Below are 18,892 nucleotides of genomic sequence, written 5' to 3' on the forward strand. Positions count from 1 at the left end.
GTGAGCCGTTTTACGTTTGCGCGCGCGAATGCGACGCGGCCTCGTGATCGAAAGCTACGTGCAATTTATCGGCAGGACGCGATGGTTCTTTAGGGGCGCGATGCGCCGCGCAGAAACGACAACGCCCCGCGTGACCGAAGTCACGCGGGGCGCCGCTTGCCACAACAAATCACATCAAATCAATGCCCGACCGGCTCCGTCGATTTGAGATCGCTTGCCATGGCCGTCTGCGGATGCGCGGCCTGCTTGATCAGCAGCGCGACCGCCGAAATGACGCCCGCCACCGCGATCGTCGCGAAGATGCCGCCGAAGCTGAAATGCAGGCGCGTCAGCTCGGCGACGAGGAACGATCCCGCGATGCCGCCGAAGCGCCCGATGCCGAGCATCCACGCGACGCCCGTGCCGCGGCCCTGGGTCGGATAGAACGCGGCGGCAAGCGCCGGCATCGACGATTGCGCGGTGTTCATCAGCACGCCCGCGAGAAACACGACGAGCACGAGCAGGCCCACGTTGCCCACCGCCTGGCCGATCATGTACACGCTCACTGCGGTCAGCGCATAGCACGCCGCGATGATGCGGTTCGCGTTGAACTTGTCCATCAGCACGCCGCACAGCACCGCGCCGACGCCGCCGAGCGGGAACAGTGCGGAGATCAGCGTCGCCTTTTGCGGCGGCAAGCCGGATTCCCTGAGCAGGATCGGCATCCAGTTGATCGACGCGTAGAAGATCACGAGGCCCATGAAGTATGCGAGCCACAGCATCACCGAGCCGACGATGTACGGGCGCGACAGCACCACGCTGATGCCGCTTTGCCCCGTTGCTGCGGGCGCGGTTTCGGTCATGAAGAACGAGCCTGCCTGCATCGCGTCGGACGAAATGCGCGCGAGCGTCGCGCGAATCCGTTCGACGGGCTTCGCCTTCGCCACCATGTAGCGCACCGATTCCGGCAGCTTGACGATCAGCAACACCGACAGCACGAGCGGCGCGACGCCGCCGAGCATCAGCACGCTGCGCCAGCCGAAATGCGGAATCATCCACGCCGCGAGAAAGCCGCCGAACGCCGCGCCGAGCGGAAAGCCGCAGAACATCAGGTTGATGAGCGTCGCGCGGCGCTTGTCGGGGCAGAACTCACTCATCATCGTGACGGCGTTCGGCATCGCCGCGCCGAGACCGACGCCGGTGATGAAGCGCAGTGTCGTCAGTTGCGTGATGTCGGCGGAGAACGACGACGCGAGACACGCGACGCCGAACAGCAGCACCGACGAAAGCAGCATCGCGCGACGGCCGAGCTTGTCCGACAGCGGCCCGGACAGCAGCGCACCCGCCGCCAGCCCGAACAGCGCCGCGCTCAGCACGGGCGCAAGCGCCGGACGGCTGATCTGCCATTCGGTAACGAGCGAAGGCGCGATGAAGCCAATGGCGGCGGTGTCGAAACCATCCAGCAGCACGATCACGAAGCACATCACGAAGATGAGCCACTGAAACGGCGAGAACGGATGTTCGTTGATGAACGTCTGTACGTTCACGGCAGGACTTCTACTCACTTCATTCCCTTTTCGAAAGTGGATGCGTGCCCGATCGGCGCTAAAAGTTCGCTAGACGAACACCGATTCACATAGCGAACTCGCGGTGAGGGTACTTAAGAAGCTTGCGCTTCGTCAACGCGGGCTTACCCGTGTATGACGAAGCGCTGACGCATGGCTATCGGAAGGAAGGGAATGGATCGAGCAACGTCAGGACACGCGCCGGCCCGCGCGCCAAGTCTCGCGTGGCACCTGCACGCCGTCCACCGACGCGACGCGCACGAAGTCCGCGCGCAGGCCCGTCGCGATGGCGCCGCGATCGGTCAAACCGGCCGCGTGCGCGGGCGCCCAAGACACCGTCGCGACCGCGCGCGGCAGCGACCAGCCCGCCTTCGCGACGAGATCGAACACCGCGATCAGCAGGCTCGACGGCACATAGTCCGACGACAGAATGTCGAGCAGACCTTCGCGCGCCAGTTCCAGCGCGGACACGTTGCCCGAATGCGAGCCGCCGCGCACCACGTTCGGCGCGCCCATGATCGTCGCGATGCCGTGCTCGCGCGCGGCGCGCGCGGCTGCGAGCGTCGTCGGGAATTCGGCGAGCGAGATGTTGTCGCGCGCCGCTTCCTCGACGTGCTCGACGAGCGTGTCATCGTGGCTCGCGAGCGAGATGTTCAGCCGCCTGCAACGCTCGACGATCTCCGCGCGATGCTTGGCCGCATAGCGTTCCTGATGCTCCGCGAGTTCGGCGAGGATCTTGCTGGCGTGCTCGTCGCTCCACTTGCCGTGACGCTCCTGATACTTGCGCCACTTCGCGTGGTCCTGCCATTGCCGTTGCCCCGGCGTGTGATCCATCACCGAAGCCAGTCTGAACAGTGGATGCGTGGACAGCGAATCGAACACTTCGACGACATCCGTCGTGCCCACTTCGCAACGCAGATGCAGGAAGTGATCGGCGCGCAGCAGATCGCGCTCGACGAACTTGCCGATCGACTTCGCGCACTGCACCTGCAACTCGCGGCCACGCACGCCGTCTTCGGGACGCGAGCCGACGCCGAGCGCATCGAACACGGTCGTGATGCCCGCCGACGCCACTTGCGCGTCGTGGACGATGATCGCCGCTTCGTGATTCCACAGCACGCCCGGACGCGGCGCGAGATGCTTCTCGATGTTGTCCGTATGCAGTTCGACGAAGCCCGGCAACAGATAATCGCCGCCCCAGTCCTCCGCCTCGCGCGCGGCGGTATTGCCCGGCGCGATCTCCGCGATACGTCCGTCCTCGACGCGCACGGTTCCCACGAAATCCTCGTCGCGCGTCACGATGCGCGCATTCCTGATCAGCATGTCTGCAACACTCCGGAGTCGGTTTGGATAGATGCGGCGCTGGCGCTCGCGAGCCGCACGATGCGGGTCGCGACGCGCGCGCGCGTGTCCTCGTCGTGAAAGATGCCGACGATCGCCGCGCCCTTCTCGCGCGCCTCGACGATCAGATCGGCGACCACGTCGCGGTTCTCGGCATCGAGCGACGCGGTGGGTTCATCGAGCAAAAGAAGCGGATGCGCCGCGATCAGCCCGCGCGCGATGTTCACGCGCTGCTGCTCGCCGCCGGAGAACGTCGCGGGCGCGAGCGTCCACAGCCGGTGCGGCACGTTGAGTCGTTCGAGCAATGCGCTCGCGCGTTCGCGCGCTTCGGCTTCATCGACGCCGCGCGACACCAGCGGCTCGGCGACCAGATCAAGCGACGATACACGCGGAATCGCGCGCAGAAACTGGCTGACGTAGCCCATCGTCGTAGTGCGCAAGCGAATGATGTCGTGCGGCGCGGCGTCGGTCAGCATGACATGGCGCGACGAACGGCTGTCGTCGCGAATCGCGATGGTGCCGCGCGTGGCGAGATAGTTGCCGTACATGCAGCGCAGGAACGTGCTCTTGCCCGCGCCCGATGCGCCCGCGAGAACGACGCACTCGCCGCGCTCCACATCGAGCGACACACCCGAGAGCGCGGCAATGCGCGCCCCGCCCTGCTGATGCAGCGTGAAGGTCTTTTCGATGCCGCGCGCCTGCAACATCAGGCGGTCGTTGTCGATAAAGGAATTCATGGTCATGTCTCGCACCTCAAACGGGCAGCACCGACGCAACGAGCGTCTGCGTGTAGGGATGTTGCGGATCGTCGAGCACCTGATCTGTCAGGCCGCTCTCGACGACACGCCCGTCCTTCATCACCATCAGCCGATGCGCGAGCAGACGCGCCACGCCGATATCGTGCGTGACGATCACGGCCGCGAGATGCAGCTTGCTCGTCAGTGTGCGCAGCAGATCGAGCAGACGCGCCTGCACGGAGACATCGAGGCCGGCGGTGGGTTCGTCCATGAACACGAGGCGCGGTCCCGTCACCAGATTACGCGCGATCTGCAAACGCTGTTGCATGCCGCCCGAAAACGCCGCAGGCAATTCGTCGATGCGCGCCGCATCCAGTTCGACGCGGCTCATCCAGTCCGCCGCCGTCTCGCGCAGGCGGCCATAGTGGCGCGCGCCGATCGCCATCAACGGCTCGCCGATATTCGCGCCCGCCGATACATTGCGGCGCAGGCCATCGCGTGCGTTCTGGTGCACGAAGCCCCATTCGGTGCGTGACAAGAGACGCCTGCGCGGTTCGGCGAGCGTCAGCAGATCGAGCGTTTCGCCTTCGCGCGTGGTGTACGCGAGCGCGCCGCCGTCGATCTCGCTGCGTAACGCGAGCGCGTTCAGCAAGGTCGACTTGCCCGAACCCGATTCGCCGACGATGCACAGCACTTCGCCCGGATGGACTTCGAGATCGACATCGACGCAACCGCCGCGCCCGTCATAGCGCTTCGTCAAGCGCGTTGCTTTGAGCAGTGCGTTCATTGCGCCACCTCTGCGTCGTCGCGACGGCTGTGGCAGTAGTCGCTGTCGGAACAGACGAACATGCGCGTGCCCTGATCGTCGACGATCATCTCGTCGAGAAAGCTTTCGTGCGATCCGCACAGCGCGCACGCGTGTTCCCACTCCTGCACGCTGAAGGGATGATCCTCGAAATCCAGACTCTTCACCTTCGTATAAGGCGGAATCGCGTAGATGCGGCGTTCGCGGCCCGCGCCGAAGAGTTGCAATGCGGCGTTCATGTGCATCTTCGGATTGTCGAACTTCGGGATCGGCGAGGGCGATGTCAGATAGCGGTCGTTCACCAGCACCGGATAATCGTAGGTCGTCGCGATGCTGCCGTGCTGCACGATATCCTCGTAGTATTTCACGTTGATGAGGCCGTAGTCCGCGAGCGCGTGCAGTTTGCGGCACTCGGTCACGCGTGGTTCGAGACGGAACAGCGGCTCGGGCATCGGCACCTGATAGACGATGATCTGTTGCTCCGTGAGCGGCGTCTCCGGAATGCGGTGACGCGTCTGCACGATGCTCGCATCGGCGGTGCGCGTGGTGGTCGCGACGCCCGCCGTGCGCGCAAAGAAGCGGCGGATGTTCACCGCGTTCGTGGTCTCGTCGGAGCCTTGATCGATGACCTTGAGCGTATCGCTTGCGCCGATGATCGCGGACGTCACCTGCAAGCCGCCCGTGCCCCAACCGTAAGGCAGCGGCATTTCGCGCGACGCGAACGGCACCTGATAGCCCGGCACCGCCACCGCCTTGAGCAGCGCACGGCGGATCATGCGCTTGGTCTGCTCGTCGAGATAGGCAAAGTTATAACCTTCGGTGAGTGCGTTCATGCCGCATTCTCCTTGTTGTCATCCGCGCCATGCGCCGCGCGCAAGCGGCGAAGCAATTCCAGCTCGGATTGAAAATCGACGTAATGCGGCAGCTTCAGATGCTGCACGAATCCCGACGCTTCCACGTTATCGCTGTGATACAGCACGAACTCCGGGTCCTGCGTGGGCGAGCCCACGGATTCGCCCAGCTCTTGCGCGCGCAAGGCGCGATCCACCAGCGCCATCGCCATCGCCTTGCGTTCCGAATGGCCGAACGCGAGACCATAGCCTTGCGTGAAGGTAGGCGGCACGTCGCCGCTGCCCGCGAACTGGTTGATCATCTGACACTCGGTGATGTCGATATCGCCGATCTCGACCGCGAAGCCAAGCTCGTCGATATGCATTTCCACCGCGACTTCGCCATGACGAATCTCGCCCGCGAACGGATGACTGTGAGCGTAGCCTCGCTGCGTCGCATAGCCGATCGCGAGCAGAAAGCCTTCGTCGCCGCGCGCGAGATTTTGCAGGCGCGTCGGGCGATCGGCGGGAAACGACAGCGGCTCGCGCGAGAGATCGCCCGGTTCCGGCGCGTTCTCGTGCGCGCGCTCCTGCTCGATCAGACCTTCCTTGTCGAGCATCGAAAGCACGCGCGGCATCGCGCTCGCTTCCACGTCCTTGCGCGCAATCGTTGCATCGCTAACGGCTTCGCCTTCGGCGAGCAGCGTGAAATCGAGCAGGCGTTGCGTGTAGTCGTACGTGCCGCCCAGCATCTGGCCGCCGGGAATGTCCTTGAAGGCCGCCGAGATGCGGCGCTCGACGCACATCGCTTCCGTATCGACCGGCAGCGTGTAGCCGAAGCGCGGCAACGTCGTGCGATACGCGCGCAGCAGGAAGATCGCTTCGACGAGGTCGCCCGCCGCCTGCTTGATCGCGAGCGCGGCGAGGTCTTCATCGTAGACGGAGCCTTCCGTCATCACGCGCGCAACGGCAAGACGCATCTGCTCGCGAATCTGCGCGACGGACAACTCTGGCACGGCAAGATCACCACGACGCTGCTTCGCGAGCACATCCCAGGAACGTTCGATGGCGCGTTCGCCACCCTTGACCGCGACGTACATCAGTTCACCTCCACATGCGTCGTGCGCGGCAGGCCGACGAGCGCGCCGCCCGCCACGAAGTAGCAATCGATGCCGCACGGAAACAGCGCGGTGAGCGCCGCGCGCTCGCGCCAGAACTCGCGCGAAAGCCCCGCGATGCCGACGGTGCGCGACTCCGCGATGCCGGGACCGCGCCACACGAGCGGCTCGCCTTCGCTCAGCGACGGCACGCGGATGAACAGCGTCGCGGCGTCCTCGGGGGCTTCTGGATCGCCGTGCGAGAACGCATCGAGCGAAGGCATGGTGCGCGCATCGTCGAGATAGGCGAACGCGGCCGCGCGGCGATCGCGCGTCAGGGGCGCGCTCGCGTGAAAACGCAGCGCATCGCCGAGCACCGCGTCTTCGCGTTCGATGAACACCGGCGTCGAATAATCCGTCAGCGCCAGCAGCGAGGCAAACGCCGCGAGCGGCACGCGTCCGGCGAGGCCATCGCGCATGGCGTGATTGTCCGGCAACGCGGCATCGATCGCGACGATGCTGCCCGGGCGCGACAGCGCATCGAGCAGCGCGCGGAATACGCGCTGTGCGTCGTGCACCGTGTCGTTGAAGCCGGGCACGAGCGTGGTCATGTCGATCTGCATCATTCGCCTCTCACCATCGTGAAGAATTCGACCTTGGTCGCCGCCGCTTCGGCCTCTTTGCGTCGCCGTTCATCGGCGATGCGCGCGGCCAGCGGCGCGATCAGTCGCGTTTGCAAGGTGTCCGTGAAACGCGGCATTTGCAGAAGCGCGTCGGCGAGCGCGGCGAGTGTCGCGCGCTCCTTGTCGCGGCCCATGTGCACCGCGACGCCCACGGGCGCGCTGCCGTCGCCGGTGCGCAAGCGCAGCGTGGCGCGCGTGACGGTCGTTTCGCCGAGATTGAACGCATCGCCCGTGCCGCCGATGCGCGCGCGCACCATCGCAAGCCCGATGTCCGGCGCGCGCAGCCACTCGTAGTCGGGCACCTTCGCGCCGTCGAGCGCCGCGTCCAGCGCCTGTTTCAGCGTGTCGCGCGGCGTGCGCGCCAGCACCGCCATCCATGCGCGGCGGGCCGGGGCGTCCTGCGGCTCCATTGAAGTACTCATCGCTTTCCCTATGTCTGGAAGGATCCGGTCGTCGTTATGCTACTCGTCGTCTTATCTAGTCGTCTAGACGTTTAGTGATGTGGAGAAGCTTTCACATTTTCATCACGAGTTGCGCACTACAATCCGGGAGAACGATATTCAAACCGACAGGAATGACAGCGCAATGACATCCAGTGAAAATGCGGCGCCCGGACATGCTGTCGAGCGCGGCGCGGGGGTCGCGGTCTGGCGGCAGATCGAGCAGATCCTCGCCGCCGAGATCGCCGCGAAGAGCTTCGGCGACGAAGGACGCCTGCCGAGCGAGGCGGAGCTTGCGAAGCGCTTCGACGTGAACCGCCACACCGTGCGCCGCGCGATGCTGCGGCTCGCGGCGACGGGCCTCGTGAGCGTCGAGCAGGGACGCGGCACGTTCGTCCAGCCGGGCGCGATCGACTATCAGATCGGGCGGCGCACGCGTTTCACGGAGAACCTGCGCCGCCAGAAGCATACGTCGGCGGGCGTCGTGCTGAGCTCGGAGCGCGTCAAGGCCGATCCGGCCGTCGCGAAGGCGCTAGGCGTGCGCGCAGGCACGCTCGTCTACCAGATCGAGACGCGTCACGATTCCGACGGCATCCCGATGACCTATGCGCGCAACTGGTATCCGGCCGCGCGTTTCAACGATCTGCCCGCGGCCATCGAAGCGGCGGGCGGCATGAGCGCCGCGCTCGAACGGTTCGGCGTGAAGGACTACACGCGCAAATGGAGCCGTATCGGCAGCGTGCTGCCTTCGTCGGACGTGGCGCGGCGTTTGCAGATCAATCGGCAGCAACCGGTGCTGTGGGTCGAGAACGTCGATGTCGACGAGAAAGGCGTGCCGATCAAGTACGGCATCACGCATTTCGCGGCGGATCGCGTGCAGTTGCTGGTCGAGCACGATCTATGAGGGTTGCCGACAAGCCACGCGTGGCGCTCTATTACGCGCCGCCCGCAACGTCCGCCTGGTGGCGCGAAGGCTGCGACTGGCTCGGGCGCGATCCCGAGAACGGTCGCGAAACCGCGACGCCCGTGCACGCCGTGACGCACGCGCCGCGCCGTTACGGCTGGCACGCGACGCTCATCGCGCCTTTTCACCTGGCGCCGGGCGTCGAACCGGCGGACGTGCTCGCGTGTGCACGCGCGTGGGCCGCTTCCGTGCCGCGCTTCGAGATGCCCGTGCAGCCCGCGGAAATGGGCCGTTTCGTCGCGTTGCGCCCAGCCGTTGCCGGCGACGACGACACGCTTCGCACGCTCGCCGCCGACGCGCTGCAGGCGCTTCGCGCGGTGCGCGCGATGCCCTCGCGCGAAAGCATCGAACGCCGCATCGTCGATGGCATGAGCGCGCGGCAAATCGAATTGCTGCGCGAATGGGGCTATCCGTATGTCTTCGACGAATACCGCTTTCACATGACGCTCTCCGATTCTCTCGACGATGCGAACGCACGCGCGTCGATCGTGTCGGAGTGGATGCGCCGCATCGAGACGCTCGGCCCGTTGCCGATGCACGGCGCGGCGCTTTTCATCGAGCCGGAACCGGGCGCGCCGTTCACCTTGTGGCAGCGCCTTCCGTTCAACAATGCACAGGATGTCGTGGCATGACCAGAGTCGACAGCGCCAAGCTGATCTACGTGATGGGGCCTTCGGGCGCGGGCAAGGACTCGCTGCTGGGCTTCGCCCGCGAACGCGTCGGCACACGCGTGATGTTCGCGCACCGCTATATCACCCGCGCGGCCGCGGACGGCGAGAACCATATCGTGCTCTCGCATGACGAATTCGCTTCGAGGCTGTCGTACGGCCTCTTCGCGATGCATTGGGAGAGTCTCGGGCTGCGTTATGGCATCGGCATCGAAGTCGATGCGTGGCTCGCGCGCGGCATGCCGGTCGTCGTGAACGGCTCGCGGCAGCACGCGGAACTCGCGCTCGCGCGCTATCCCGATGCGCGCTTCGTGCATATCGATGCAACGCCTGCGGTGCTCGCCTCGCGCCTCGCGCGGCGCGCACGCGAAGATGCGCGGCAGATCGAAGCGCGTCTCGCGCGCCGGCCGTCGTTCGAATTGCCGCCGCATGCGCGGGTCGTGAAGATCGACAATTCCGGCATGCTCGCGGACGCCGGCACACAGTTTCTCGACGTGCTCTCGCTGGCAAGCTGCGCCTGACACCACGCTTTCTCTGACCAACCGCGCCCCGTTCGGCGGCGCGGTTATCCTGCCTCACTCCGCGTAAACCCTGAGTTGCAAGTAGATTTTCGTTCGTCGACACTTCGCAAATGAATTTGCGTTAATGTCAAAGAAGCAAATCTGCTTGCAATCGTTGACCTTCACCACTACGACAGGGATCGCCCATGAAACTCGCCGCAAAACTCGCCGTGGCCGCCGTCGCCGCGTTTTCCCTCATCAGCGGCACGGCGCGCGCCGAGACGCTGCTCGTCGCGTGCGATACCGCGTTCGTGCCGTTCGAATTCAAGCAGGGCAACGAATACGTCGGCTTCGATATCGACTTGTGGAAGGAAATCGCCAAGGATCTGAAGCTCGACTACAAGCTGCAGCCGATGGACTTCAGCGGCATCCTGCCCGCGCTGCAGACGAAGAATGTCGATGTCGCGCTCGCGGGCATCACGATCAAGGAAGAACGCAAGAAGGTCATCGACTTCTCCGATGGTTACTACGACAGCGGCTTCACGCTGATGGTGCCGGTGGACAGCGGCATCAAGGGCCCGGACGACCTGAAGGGCAAGACGCTCGCAATCAAGACGGGCACGTCGTCCGCCGATTACGCGAAGGCCAACTTCAAGGCAACCGATCTGCGCGCATTCCCGAACATCGACAACGCGTATCTCGAACTCGCGACCGGCCGCGTCGATGCCGCGATGCACGACACGCCGAACGTCCTCTACTACATCCACACAGCGGGCAAGTCGCGCGTGAAGGCGGTCGGCCCGCAGATGATGGCGCAGCAATACGGCATCGCGTTTCCGAAGGGCAGCCCGCTCGTCGCGAAGGTCAACGCCGAGCTTGCGAAAATCAAGGCGGACGGGCGCTACGCGGCGATCTACAAGAAGTGGTTCGGCGTCGAGCCGGCGAAGTCCTGATCGCGGACACTCTGGAGATCAATGATGCAGTTCGATCTGTCGGTCATCGTGGAGGCCGTGCCCGCGCTCATGCACGGCGCGCGCCTCACGGTGCTGATCACGCTCGCGGGGCTGGCGGGCGGCATGCTCGTCGGTCTGCTGTTCGGTCTGATGCGCGCGTACGGCAATGCGCTGTGCCAGAAGATCGCGTTCATGTATATCGAGTTCGTGCGCGGCACGCCGATCGTCGTGCAGGTGATGTTCATCTACTTCGCGTTGCCGCTGCTGCTGCACGTGCGCGTCGACGCGATGACGGCGGCGATCGTGGCGATCGTCATCAACTCGGGCGCGTATATCGCGGAAATCGTGCGCGGCGCGTTTCTCTCGGTGCCGCGCGGCCTCAAGGAAGCGGGGCTCGCACTCGGCATGCCGGCCTGGCGCGTACTGGCGTTCGTGGTCGGTCCGGTTGCGTTGAGGCGCATGACGCCCGCGCTCGGCAACCAGTTCATCGTGAGCCTGAAGGACACGTCGCTCTTCATCGTGATCGGCGTGGGCGAACTCACGCGGCAAGGTCAGGAAATCATGGCGTCGAATTTTCGCGCGGTGGAAATCTGGACCGCGGTCGCCGTCATCTATCTATGCATGATCGGCGCGCTGACCTTCGGCCTGCGCACGATGGAAAAGCGGATGCGCATCTTATGAGCACAATGAATCACAACGGTCACATGGTGCAGTTCAGGAACGTGACGAAGCGCTTCGGCAAGACCGTCGTGCTCGACGAAGTCGATCTGAACATCGGCGCGGGCGAAGTCGTCGTGCTGATCGGGCCTTCGGGCTCGGGCAAGTCTACGCTTCTGCGCTGCATCAACGCGCTGGAGCAGATCGATGGCGGCGATCTCGTCGTCGACGGCATCAGCGTGCTCGGCGGCGCGCGCAAGGTGCGCGAGATTCGTCAGGAAGCGGGCATGGTATTTCAGCAATTCAACCTGTTTCCGCAGATGACGGCGCTGGAGAACGTCGCGTTCGGGCCGCGCCAGGTGCGCGGCATGAGCAAGCCCGATGCCGAAGCGCTCGCGCGCGATCTGCTGACGAAAGTCGGGCTCGGCAGCCGCGTCGGTCACTACGCGAGCGAACTGTCGGGCGGGCAGCAGCAGCGTGTCGCGATCGCGCGGGCGCTCGCGGTGAAGCCCAAACTCATGCTCTTCGACGAACCCACCTCCGCGCTCGATCCCGAACTGCGCCAGGAAGTGCTGCGCGTGATGCAGGCGCTCGCCGAAGAAGGCATGACGATGGTCGTCGTCACGCACGAGATGGCGTTCGCGCGCAAGGTCGGCACACGGCTCATCTTCATGGAGCATGGTCATATCACGGTCGATGGCCCGCCCGCCGAATTGCTCGATAATCCGCCTAACCAGCGTTTGCGCGACTTCCTTCAACACGTCGAATAACCTTTTCGAATCACCTGAATTTATGGCGGCACTCGGCTTTATCGAAATCTCCGGCTCACCGCGCGAGGTGGGCGAAGCGCTCGGACGCTTCGGCGCTCAGGCGGTTCATGCGCACTTGCTGAATACGCACGCGTGGCAAACGGTCATGCAATGGCGCGGCAGCGCCACGTCCCGCGCGATGGCCGCGCTCGTGCGCGAGCGCTTCCCGCGCGTGTGGGACGAGCTTCACGGTCTGGCTGCCGGCCTCGCCCTGCCCTTCGAAGACGTCTTCCTGTGGAACTGCCGCGGCGACGTCTGGGCGATGTCCCCCGATGGCTGCACCACCGTGCAGCTTCCCGGCGCGGAGCTGCGGCGCATCAGTCATAACGAGGACGGCTATCCCGGCTTCGCGGGACATTGCGCGATCGCGCGATGCGAAATCGAAGGCGGTCCCGGATTCGCGTCATTCGTCTATCCTGGCTCGCTGCCGGGACATACCTTCGGCGTGACGAACGCGGGCGTGGCGATGACCGTGAACAACCTGCGTCAGCGCGAGGTCGTCGCGGGCGTGCCGCGCATGGTCCTCACGCGCGCGATTCTGGATGCGGCGAATCTCGATGAAGCCGTATCCATCGTGCGCGACAGCCCGCGCGCGGGCGGTTTCCATCTTACGCTCGGAGCGTGTACGAACCCTGTGCTGTTGAGCGTCGAATTCAGCGCGCATGATTGCTCCGTGGTCGAAGTGCAAACGCCCTCGCTGCATGCGAATCACGCGATCCACCCCGCGATGCACGGCTTCTCGCAAGTCATCACGGATTCGTCGCGTCATCGGCAAACACGCGGCGACGCGATGCTCGCATCGAACGAAGCGATCGATCCGCTCGCGATCCTCGGCGATCGCGAAGACGCGGCTTTGCCGATCCATCGCACGCAACCCGACGATCCCGACGACGAAAACACCCTCGCCACCGCCGACATTGCGATTCGCGCGTCTCACATAGAATGGCAAGTTCACGAACATCCCGGGCAGCCCGCCCGGTACCGGATGATCAATGGACACAGGCAAACAGAAGGGGCGTCGCGCAAGCGTTGCTGAAGCAGGCACGCAGATGCCGCCACGCAGCGTCGACGGCTTGCGCGAACTCGTGATACGCATCGGCCGCGACGAGGCGAACGTCTCGCTCGGCGGCAAGGCGCACACCGTGCTCGCGAAGCTGCTCGAACGTCCCGAGGAAGTGGCGGTACGCACGATCACGGACCTCGCGACATCGCTCGATGTCAATGCGTCCACGCTCACGCGCCTGTCGACCCGACTCGGCTATGCGGGATTCGCCGATTTTCAAAGCGTATTCCGCGACAGCCTCGCCGCGCGGCATCGGCATTTCTATAGTCAGCAGGCGGAGCGCATCGTCGCGAGCAGCAAGACGCACGCGCACGATGCCGCGCCCGAAGTCGATATGGTCGTGAAGCTCGCGCGCGAATCGATCGGCAATGTCGAGGGCTTCATCGCGCAGTTATCGCCCGCCGATTTGCGCGGCGCCGCGCGCCTGCTCGCCGATGCAAAGCGCGTGCGCGTGCACGGCCTGCGCCAGTTCAGCGCGCTCGCGAGCTTCGTCTGTTATGGCCTCGGCATGATCCGCACGGATGTCGCGCTGCTCGACGCGCAAGGGCTCGGCGTCGCGGAAGGACTCGCGCAGTTGCAGCCCGGCGATGTCGTGCTCGTAACCAGCGTCGCGCCCTATACGCGCAGCGTCGCCGATGCCGCCGTCGCCGCGAAGGACGCCGGGCTCGAGGTCATCGCCATCACCGATACGCTCGCCTCGCCGCTCGTGCCTCCCGCGCGTCATGCGTTTCTCATTCCGCACGAAAGCAGTTTCTTCAGCAACAGCATGGGCGCGTATCTCGTGTTCTGCGAGGGTCTGCTCAATCTCGTCGCGGCCCATCTCGGCAAGCGTTCGCTGCAGGCGCTGGAACGACGCGAGCGCCTGATCACGGCGCTCGGCATCGAAGGTTCATAGCGTGCGTCAGATCACGCGCTCGCGCACCCAGCCCGACACGAGATCGATCAGCGACACGATCACGATGACGATCAGCATCACCGCCGCCGTCTGCGCGTAGTTGAACGAGCGGATCGCCTCATACAGCACGACGCCGATGCCGCCCGCGCCAACCATGCCGACGACCATCGCGGAGCGCACGTTCGATTCGAAGCGATACAGCGCGAACGAGATCCACAGCGGCAGCACTTGCGGCAGCACGCCATAGACGATTTCATCGAGACTGCTCGCGCCCGTCGCGCGCACGCCTTCGGCCGGCCTCGCATCGACGGCTTCGACTGCTTCGGCGAAGAGCTTCGCGAGCACGCCTGTCGTATGCACCCACAGCGCGAGCACGCCCGCGAACGGCCCGAGGCCCACCGCGACGATGAACAGCATCGCGAAGACCATCTCGTTGATCGCGCGGCACGCGTCCATCAAGCGACGCACCGGTTGCGCGACCCACACCGGCGCGATGTTCTGCGCCGACAGCAGCCCGCACGGCACCGCGCAGATCAGCGCGAGCGCCGTACCCCACACCGCGACCGCGAGCGTCACGATCATTTCATGCAGATACGTGCGCCATTCGGTGAAGTCGGGCGGAAAGAAGTCGCGCGCGAACTGGCTCATGTTGCCCGATGCGCCGAGCAGGTCGAGCGGGCGCATGTCCGCGCTCTGCCACGAAAGCCCGAGCACGGCGATCACGACGATCCAGCCGAGCGTCGACGTCCAGCTTCGCTTGGGCGCGCTTGCCTGCGCGGGCCGCGCGATGCCGGCCTCGAACGTGGTTATGTCGAGCGGCTTCATTTACTTCGCCGCCGTGCCGTCGAGCGCGGCGATCTTCTGATCGAGCGCCGCGATCTGCGCGTTCTTGTCGGCGGTGTCGAGATGCGCGTCGTTCTGCACTTGCTCCTTCTTCTGAAACAGCGCCATCTGACGAATCGGCACGAGCTGCGCATTCGACGAATCCGCGAAACCCGAATAGCCCGAGATCGAAGCCATCACCGCTTGCTCGCGCGGGTCTTTCTCCGCGTAGTGATCGAAGAAGCCGCGCAACTTGTCTTTTGTCGTCTGCGGCAGATCGCGACGCCAAACGAGCGGGTCCGACGGAATCAGTGGCGACTTCCACAGCACGCGCACCTTCGGATACAGCTCCGGATGTTGCGCCTTGATGGTGTCGAGCATGTCGGTGTTGTTGGTCGCGACATCGATCTTGTCGTTCACCACCGCCAGCATGTTCGCCTCATGGCTCGACGGCAGCACGCTCTTGAACGCGCGCTTCGCGTTGATGCCGTTCTTCGCGAACAGGTAATACGAAGGCACGAGCGTGCCCGAAGTCGAATTCGGATCGCCGAAACCGAGGTTGATGTCCTTCGTGTTCTTCAGCACCTGATCGAGCGACTTCCACTTGCTGTTCGCGTTCGTGATGAGCAGCGAGTAGTAGCCCGCTTCCCCATTCTTGTACTTCACCTTTGCAAACACTTCGCCGTTCGAGCGATCCACTGCTTCGATGGCCGATGCATTGCCGAAGAAGCCGATCTGCACTTTATTGAAGCGCATCGCTTCGATGATGCCCGCATAGTCGGTTGCGAAATACGCCTTCACGTCGAGACCGGTCTGCTTGTTCAGATCGTCGATGAGCGGTTGCCAGCGCTGCTTGAGCGCGGCGGACGAATCCGTCGAGATGATGCCGAAGTTGATCGTCTCGGCAAGAACGCTCTGCGTCATAAGGCAAGACGCGAGCGCGGCGCCAGCCAGGAAGAAACGGGCTGTTTTCATGATGCCATCCAGGGTTGATGAATGAGTGGGATTCAGCCTGCGGCCGATGCGAGTGACGGCGACGCTTGCATGCGCGTGTCCCGCGCGAGCAGTTCATCCGCCGACGATCCATATAGCTCGCGCAGTACCGCGGGCGTGAGGCGTTCGGAAGGGCCATCGAAGACGACGCGGCCATCGCGCAGCGCGACGGCGCGCGGGCAATATTTCATCGCCACATCGATCTGATGCAGCGACACGACGACCGTCAGCTTGCGCTCGCGGTTGAGCGTCTGCATCAACTCCATGACGCGGCGCGCCGACTCGGGGTCGAGCGATGCGATCGGCTCGTCGGCGAGCACGATGCGCGCGCGCTGCACGAGCGCGCGGGCCAATGCCGCACGCTGCTGCTGGCCGCCGGATAGATGGCTCGCGCGTTCGAACGCGTGTTCGCCGATGCCCATCGCGGTGAGCGAGTCCATCGCAAGCGAGCGCTCGCCGCGCGGAAAACGCCCTGCGAGACGACGCCACAACGACACGCGCGACAGCGCGCCGATCAGCACATTGGTCAGGACCGAAAGACGCCCGACGAGATTGAACTGCTGAAACACGAAGGCGACGTCGCGGCGAATCGAACGCACTTCACGCACGATCTTGCCGTTCTGCTGAATCGGCCGGCCGAGCAGCGTGATATGCGACGGCGCGGGGTCGGATGCCGTAAAGCCCGCGATGTGACGCAACAGCGTCGACTTGCCCGAACCCGACGCGCCGATGAGCGCGACCATTTCGCCCTCCTCCACGCGCAGATCGACTGAGTCGAGCGCCTTGCGGCCGTTCCTGAACGTCTTGGTGAGACGCTCGATGCGAATTGCGTCCATAGCTTTCCTCGATGGGCGCGCTCGAAACGGCGCGCTGAAACGTTCGGGAGATTTTAGAAAGCGAACATGACGAGACAGTGACGCGGATGAGACGTCTAGATGAATACATCACTTCGTCGCGTGGACGGTTGAGACGATCGAGCAGGAAATCGATCCGAACGAGCATTCGCATTTTCGGCGCCGCGCGCGATGATGGTTCGCAGATGCATCAACCATTCGGGACACCATCATGAACACGATCCATACGGATGTAGCCATCATCGGCGCGGGCAGCGCGGGGCTTTCCGCGTATCGCGCGGCGAAGGCGGCGGGCGCGTCGGCGATTCTCATTGAAGGCGGCGCGCATGGGACGACGTGTGCGCGCGTCGGCTGTATGCCGTCGAAGCTGTTGATCGCCGCCGCCGATGCCGCTTATCACGCGGCGCACGGGGCGGCTTTCGGCGTGCATGTCGATGGCGCCGTGCGCATCGACGGACGCGAGGTGATGGCGCGTGTGAAGCGCGAACGCGATCGCTTCGTCGGCTTCGTCGTGGCGGGCGTCGATGCGATGCCCGATGCCGACAAGCTCACCGGCTACGCGCGTTTCATCGACGATAACCTGCTGCAAGTGGGCGATCACACCAGAGTGCATGCGAAGAGCGTCGTGATCGCGACGGGATCGAGTCCCGTCATGCCGGCGATGTATCGCGCGCTAGGAGATCGCGCCGTCATCAACGACGACGTGTTCGCGTGGGACGACTTGCCGAAGCGTGTTGCGGTGATCGGCGCGGGCGTCATCGGGCTTGAACTCGGGCAGGCCTTGGCGCGGCTGGGCGTGCGGGTGTCGGTGCTGGGTGCGCGCGGGCGCGTCGGGCCGCTGACCGATCCTGATGTGCGGGCTTATGCGCAACGCGTGTTCAGCGAAGCGTTTCATTTCGAGCCGCGCGCGCAGGTGGAGAGCGCTGTGCGCGAAGGCGATGAAGTGCGCGTGCGTTATGTTTCCAGCGAGGGCAAGTTGATCGAAGACACGTTCGATTACGTGCTGGTGGCGGCGGGACGCAAGCCGAATGTCGGCGGACTTGCCTTGCACGATACGTCGCTCGAACTCGATGACGATGGCTTGCCCGTCTATGATGCGCTGACGCTGCAGGCGGGCACGCATCCGGTGTTCATCGCGGGCGATGCGAACGGCGTGCTGCCTTTGCTTCACGAAGCCGCCGATGAAGGTCGCGCGGCGGGTACGAATGCCGCGCGCTATCCGCACGTTGAGCCGGTCGAGCGGCGGGCGCCGATCGCGATCGCGTTCACCGATCCGGGTATTGCAATGGTCGGTGCGCGTCATGTGGACCTGGCGGCGGATTCTTTTGTGACCGGGGAAGTGAGCTTCGAGGATCAGGGGCGCAGCCGCGTGATGCTCAGGAATCGCGGGTTGATGCATGTGTATGTCCATCGCGGGAGCCGCAGATTTGTCGGCGCGGAATGGATCGGGCCGGATGCGGAGCATATTGCGCATCTACTTGCGTGGGGGTTGCAGATGAAGCTCACCGTCGATGAGATGTTGAGGATGCCGTTTTATCATCCCGTGGTGGAGGAAGGGTTGAGGACGGCATTGCGGGACGCGGCTTCGAAGTTGATGTGATTTTTGATTCGGTGTGGTTTTTGTTTTCGCTGGATCCCGTGAGCGTGTTGGTCTATTAGTGTTGCCCCTGTGCGGGGCGGCAGTCACTTTCTTTGCTGCTGCAAAGAAAGTAACCAAAGAAACAGCTTGCCCAGCCGGAACGCTTCATACCGGCCGCGGCACAGGCGAATGGCTAGGGCACAGCAGTAGCGAGTGCCCTCGTAGGCCACATCGGGCGTGGACCGCGCACGCTCTGACAAGCTATTCGTTTTAGGGCGCGGGTTCAGCACCAAAGAGTTCCGGCACAGCGCTGCGCGCTGCCGTTGGGTATGCAAGGGAAACAGACGAGAAAAGCGAAACGCCGAAGCACGCGCAGACCCGATGTACCCATCGGCCGCGAAGCGGGCCGGAGCTATCTCGTGCTGAACCAGTCTGTTCTGTGGCGCGATGTGACAGACCGTGCGCGGTCCAAGACCGATTAGGCCTATGAGGGCACTCGCTACTGCGGTGCCCAAAACGATCGCCTGTGCCGCGGCCGGCATGAAGCGCTTTGGATGGGGAAAGCTGCTTTCTTTGCCTACTTTCTTTGCAGCAGTGTATGGACCGGGGACATAGGTAACAGGTGTATCGGGACATGGGTAACACTCTGGAGGCATTT

21 protein-coding genes are annotated in these 18,892 nt (G+C 64.3%); 9 read left to right on the plus strand and 12 right to left on the minus strand.

Features of this window, described 5'->3' with window-relative positions; all coding sequences use genetic code 11:
• Positions 1-179: 179 nt before the first annotated feature.
• The 8 genes from AWB80_RS33640 to phnG all read right to left on the minus strand — a co-directional run bounded on the left by AWB80_RS33640 (position 180) and on the right by phnG (position 7,459).
• Entirely contained in the window at positions 180-1,544 is a 1,365-nt protein-coding gene (locus tag AWB80_RS33640) for an MFS transporter (protein WP_061178990.1), read from the minus strand.
• A 189-nt stretch (positions 1,545-1,733) separates the two neighbouring features.
• The gene (locus tag AWB80_RS33645) at positions 1,734-2,867 is read right to left on the minus strand and encodes an alpha-D-ribose 1-methylphosphonate 5-triphosphate diphosphatase (protein WP_061178991.1); all 1,134 of its coding nucleotides are present in this window, start codon (positions 2,865-2,867) and stop codon (positions 1,734-1,736) included.
• Positions 2,861-3,628 (minus strand): phosphonate C-P lyase system protein PhnL, encoded by a 768-nt coding sequence (gene phnL / locus AWB80_RS33650; RefSeq protein ID WP_061178992.1) that lies wholly within the window; start codon positions 3,626-3,628, stop codon positions 2,861-2,863. Before phnL ends, AWB80_RS33645 begins: the two co-directional genes overlap by 7 nt.
• Positions 3,629-3,638: 10 nt before the next feature.
• Complete coding sequence (gene phnK / locus AWB80_RS33655) at positions 3,639-4,409, minus strand: phosphonate C-P lyase system protein PhnK (protein WP_061178993.1); 771 nt, start codon at positions 4,407-4,409, stop codon at positions 3,639-3,641.
• Positions 4,406-5,260 carry an alpha-D-ribose 1-methylphosphonate 5-phosphate C-P-lyase PhnJ gene (locus AWB80_RS33660; RefSeq protein WP_061178994.1) on the minus strand — a complete coding sequence of 285 codons (855 nt, stop codon included), beginning with the start codon at positions 5,258-5,260 and terminating at the stop codon, positions 4,406-4,408. Before AWB80_RS33660 ends, phnK begins: the two co-directional genes overlap by 4 nt.
• A complete protein-coding gene (locus tag AWB80_RS33665; RefSeq protein WP_061178995.1) occupies positions 5,257-6,357 on the minus strand; it encodes a carbon-phosphorus lyase complex subunit in 1,101 nt (366 codons plus the stop codon). Before AWB80_RS33665 ends, AWB80_RS33660 begins: the two co-directional genes overlap by 4 nt.
• The gene (phnH, locus tag AWB80_RS33670) at positions 6,357-6,980 is read right to left on the minus strand and encodes a phosphonate C-P lyase system protein PhnH (RefSeq protein ID WP_061178996.1); all 624 of its coding nucleotides are present in this window, start codon (positions 6,978-6,980) and stop codon (positions 6,357-6,359) included. Before phnH ends, AWB80_RS33665 begins: the two co-directional genes overlap by 1 nt.
• Positions 6,977-7,459, minus strand: coding sequence for a phosphonate C-P lyase system protein PhnG (gene phnG, locus AWB80_RS33675; RefSeq protein ID WP_061178997.1), 483 nt, complete (start codon positions 7,457-7,459; stop codon positions 6,977-6,979). Before phnG ends, phnH begins: the two co-directional genes overlap by 4 nt.
• 163 nt (positions 7,460-7,622) lie before the next feature.
• On the opposite strand from phnG, the gene phnF reads away from it, so the two are divergent.
• The 8 genes from phnF (at position 7,623) to AWB80_RS33715 (ending at position 13,986) form a co-directional block, all read left to right on the plus strand.
• Positions 7,623-8,381, plus strand: coding sequence for a phosphonate metabolism transcriptional regulator PhnF (phnF, locus tag AWB80_RS33680; RefSeq protein WP_061178998.1), 759 nt, complete (start codon positions 7,623-7,625; stop codon positions 8,379-8,381).
• Positions 8,378-9,073 carry a DUF1045 domain-containing protein gene (locus AWB80_RS33685; protein ID WP_061178999.1) on the plus strand — a complete coding sequence of 232 codons (696 nt, stop codon included), beginning with the start codon at positions 8,378-8,380 and terminating at the stop codon, positions 9,071-9,073. The genes phnF and AWB80_RS33685 overlap by 4 nt, the downstream gene beginning before the upstream one ends.
• Positions 9,070-9,630 (plus strand): phosphonate metabolism protein/1,5-bisphosphokinase (PRPP-forming) PhnN, encoded by a 561-nt coding sequence (gene phnN, locus AWB80_RS33690; protein ID WP_061179000.1) that lies wholly within the window; start codon positions 9,070-9,072, stop codon positions 9,628-9,630. The genes AWB80_RS33685 and phnN overlap by 4 nt, the downstream gene beginning before the upstream one ends.
• A 185-nt stretch (positions 9,631-9,815) precedes the next feature.
• Positions 9,816-10,562 carry a glutamine ABC transporter substrate-binding protein GlnH gene (glnH, locus tag AWB80_RS33695; RefSeq protein ID WP_061179001.1) on the plus strand — a complete coding sequence of 249 codons (747 nt, stop codon included), beginning with the start codon at positions 9,816-9,818 and terminating at the stop codon, positions 10,560-10,562.
• Positions 10,563-10,586: 24 nt separating this feature from the next.
• Entirely contained in the window at positions 10,587-11,243 is a 657-nt protein-coding gene (gene glnP, locus AWB80_RS33700) for a glutamine ABC transporter permease GlnP (protein WP_061179018.1), read from the plus strand.
• Positions 11,240-11,989, plus strand: a complete 750-nt coding sequence (gene glnQ, locus AWB80_RS33705; RefSeq protein WP_061179002.1) for a glutamine ABC transporter ATP-binding protein GlnQ — start codon at positions 11,240-11,242, stop codon at positions 11,987-11,989. The genes glnP and glnQ overlap by 4 nt, the downstream gene beginning before the upstream one ends.
• A 22-nt stretch (positions 11,990-12,011) precedes the next feature.
• Positions 12,012-13,064, plus strand: a complete 1,053-nt coding sequence (locus AWB80_RS33710; RefSeq protein ID WP_061179003.1) for a C45 family autoproteolytic acyltransferase/hydrolase — start codon at positions 12,012-12,014, stop codon at positions 13,062-13,064.
• Positions 13,021-13,986 carry a MurR/RpiR family transcriptional regulator gene (locus AWB80_RS33715; RefSeq protein ID WP_061179004.1) on the plus strand — a complete coding sequence of 322 codons (966 nt, stop codon included), beginning with the start codon at positions 13,021-13,023 and terminating at the stop codon, positions 13,984-13,986. The genes AWB80_RS33710 and AWB80_RS33715 overlap by 44 nt, the downstream gene beginning before the upstream one ends.
• A 6-nt stretch (positions 13,987-13,992) precedes the next feature.
• On the opposite strand, the gene phnE is transcribed toward AWB80_RS33715, so the two are convergent.
• Genes phnE through phnC form a run of 3 tightly spaced genes read right to left on the minus strand, consistent with a single transcriptional unit; the run spans position 13,993 to position 16,637 of the window.
• Positions 13,993-14,811 (minus strand): phosphonate ABC transporter, permease protein PhnE, encoded by an 819-nt coding sequence (gene phnE, locus AWB80_RS33720; RefSeq protein WP_061179005.1) that lies wholly within the window; start codon positions 14,809-14,811, stop codon positions 13,993-13,995.
• Positions 14,812-15,783, minus strand: a complete 972-nt coding sequence (gene phnD / locus AWB80_RS33725; protein ID WP_061179006.1) for a phosphonate ABC transporter substrate-binding protein — start codon at positions 15,781-15,783, stop codon at positions 14,812-14,814.
• A gap of 32 nt (positions 15,784-15,815) precedes the next feature.
• Complete coding sequence (gene phnC, locus AWB80_RS33730) at positions 15,816-16,637, minus strand: phosphonate ABC transporter ATP-binding protein (protein WP_061179007.1); 822 nt, start codon at positions 16,635-16,637, stop codon at positions 15,816-15,818.
• Between the two features lie 229 nt (positions 16,638-16,866).
• On the opposite strand from phnC, the gene AWB80_RS33735 reads away from it, so the two are divergent.
• Positions 16,867-18,255 carry a dihydrolipoyl dehydrogenase gene (locus AWB80_RS33735; RefSeq protein ID WP_061179008.1) on the plus strand — a complete coding sequence of 463 codons (1,389 nt, stop codon included), beginning with the start codon at positions 16,867-16,869 and terminating at the stop codon, positions 18,253-18,255.
• Positions 18,256-18,338: 83 nt separating this feature from the next.
• Here AWB80_RS33735 and AWB80_RS44675 read toward each other — a convergent pair.
• Positions 18,339-18,892 (minus strand): hypothetical protein (locus AWB80_RS44675; protein WP_208635724.1); only part of this gene is annotated, 554 nt, incomplete at its 5' end.

The sequence above is a fragment of the Caballeronia pedi genome (genome assembly GCF_001544915.2).
Lineage (GTDB): Bacteria > Pseudomonadota > Gammaproteobacteria > Burkholderiales > Burkholderiaceae > Caballeronia > Caballeronia pedi.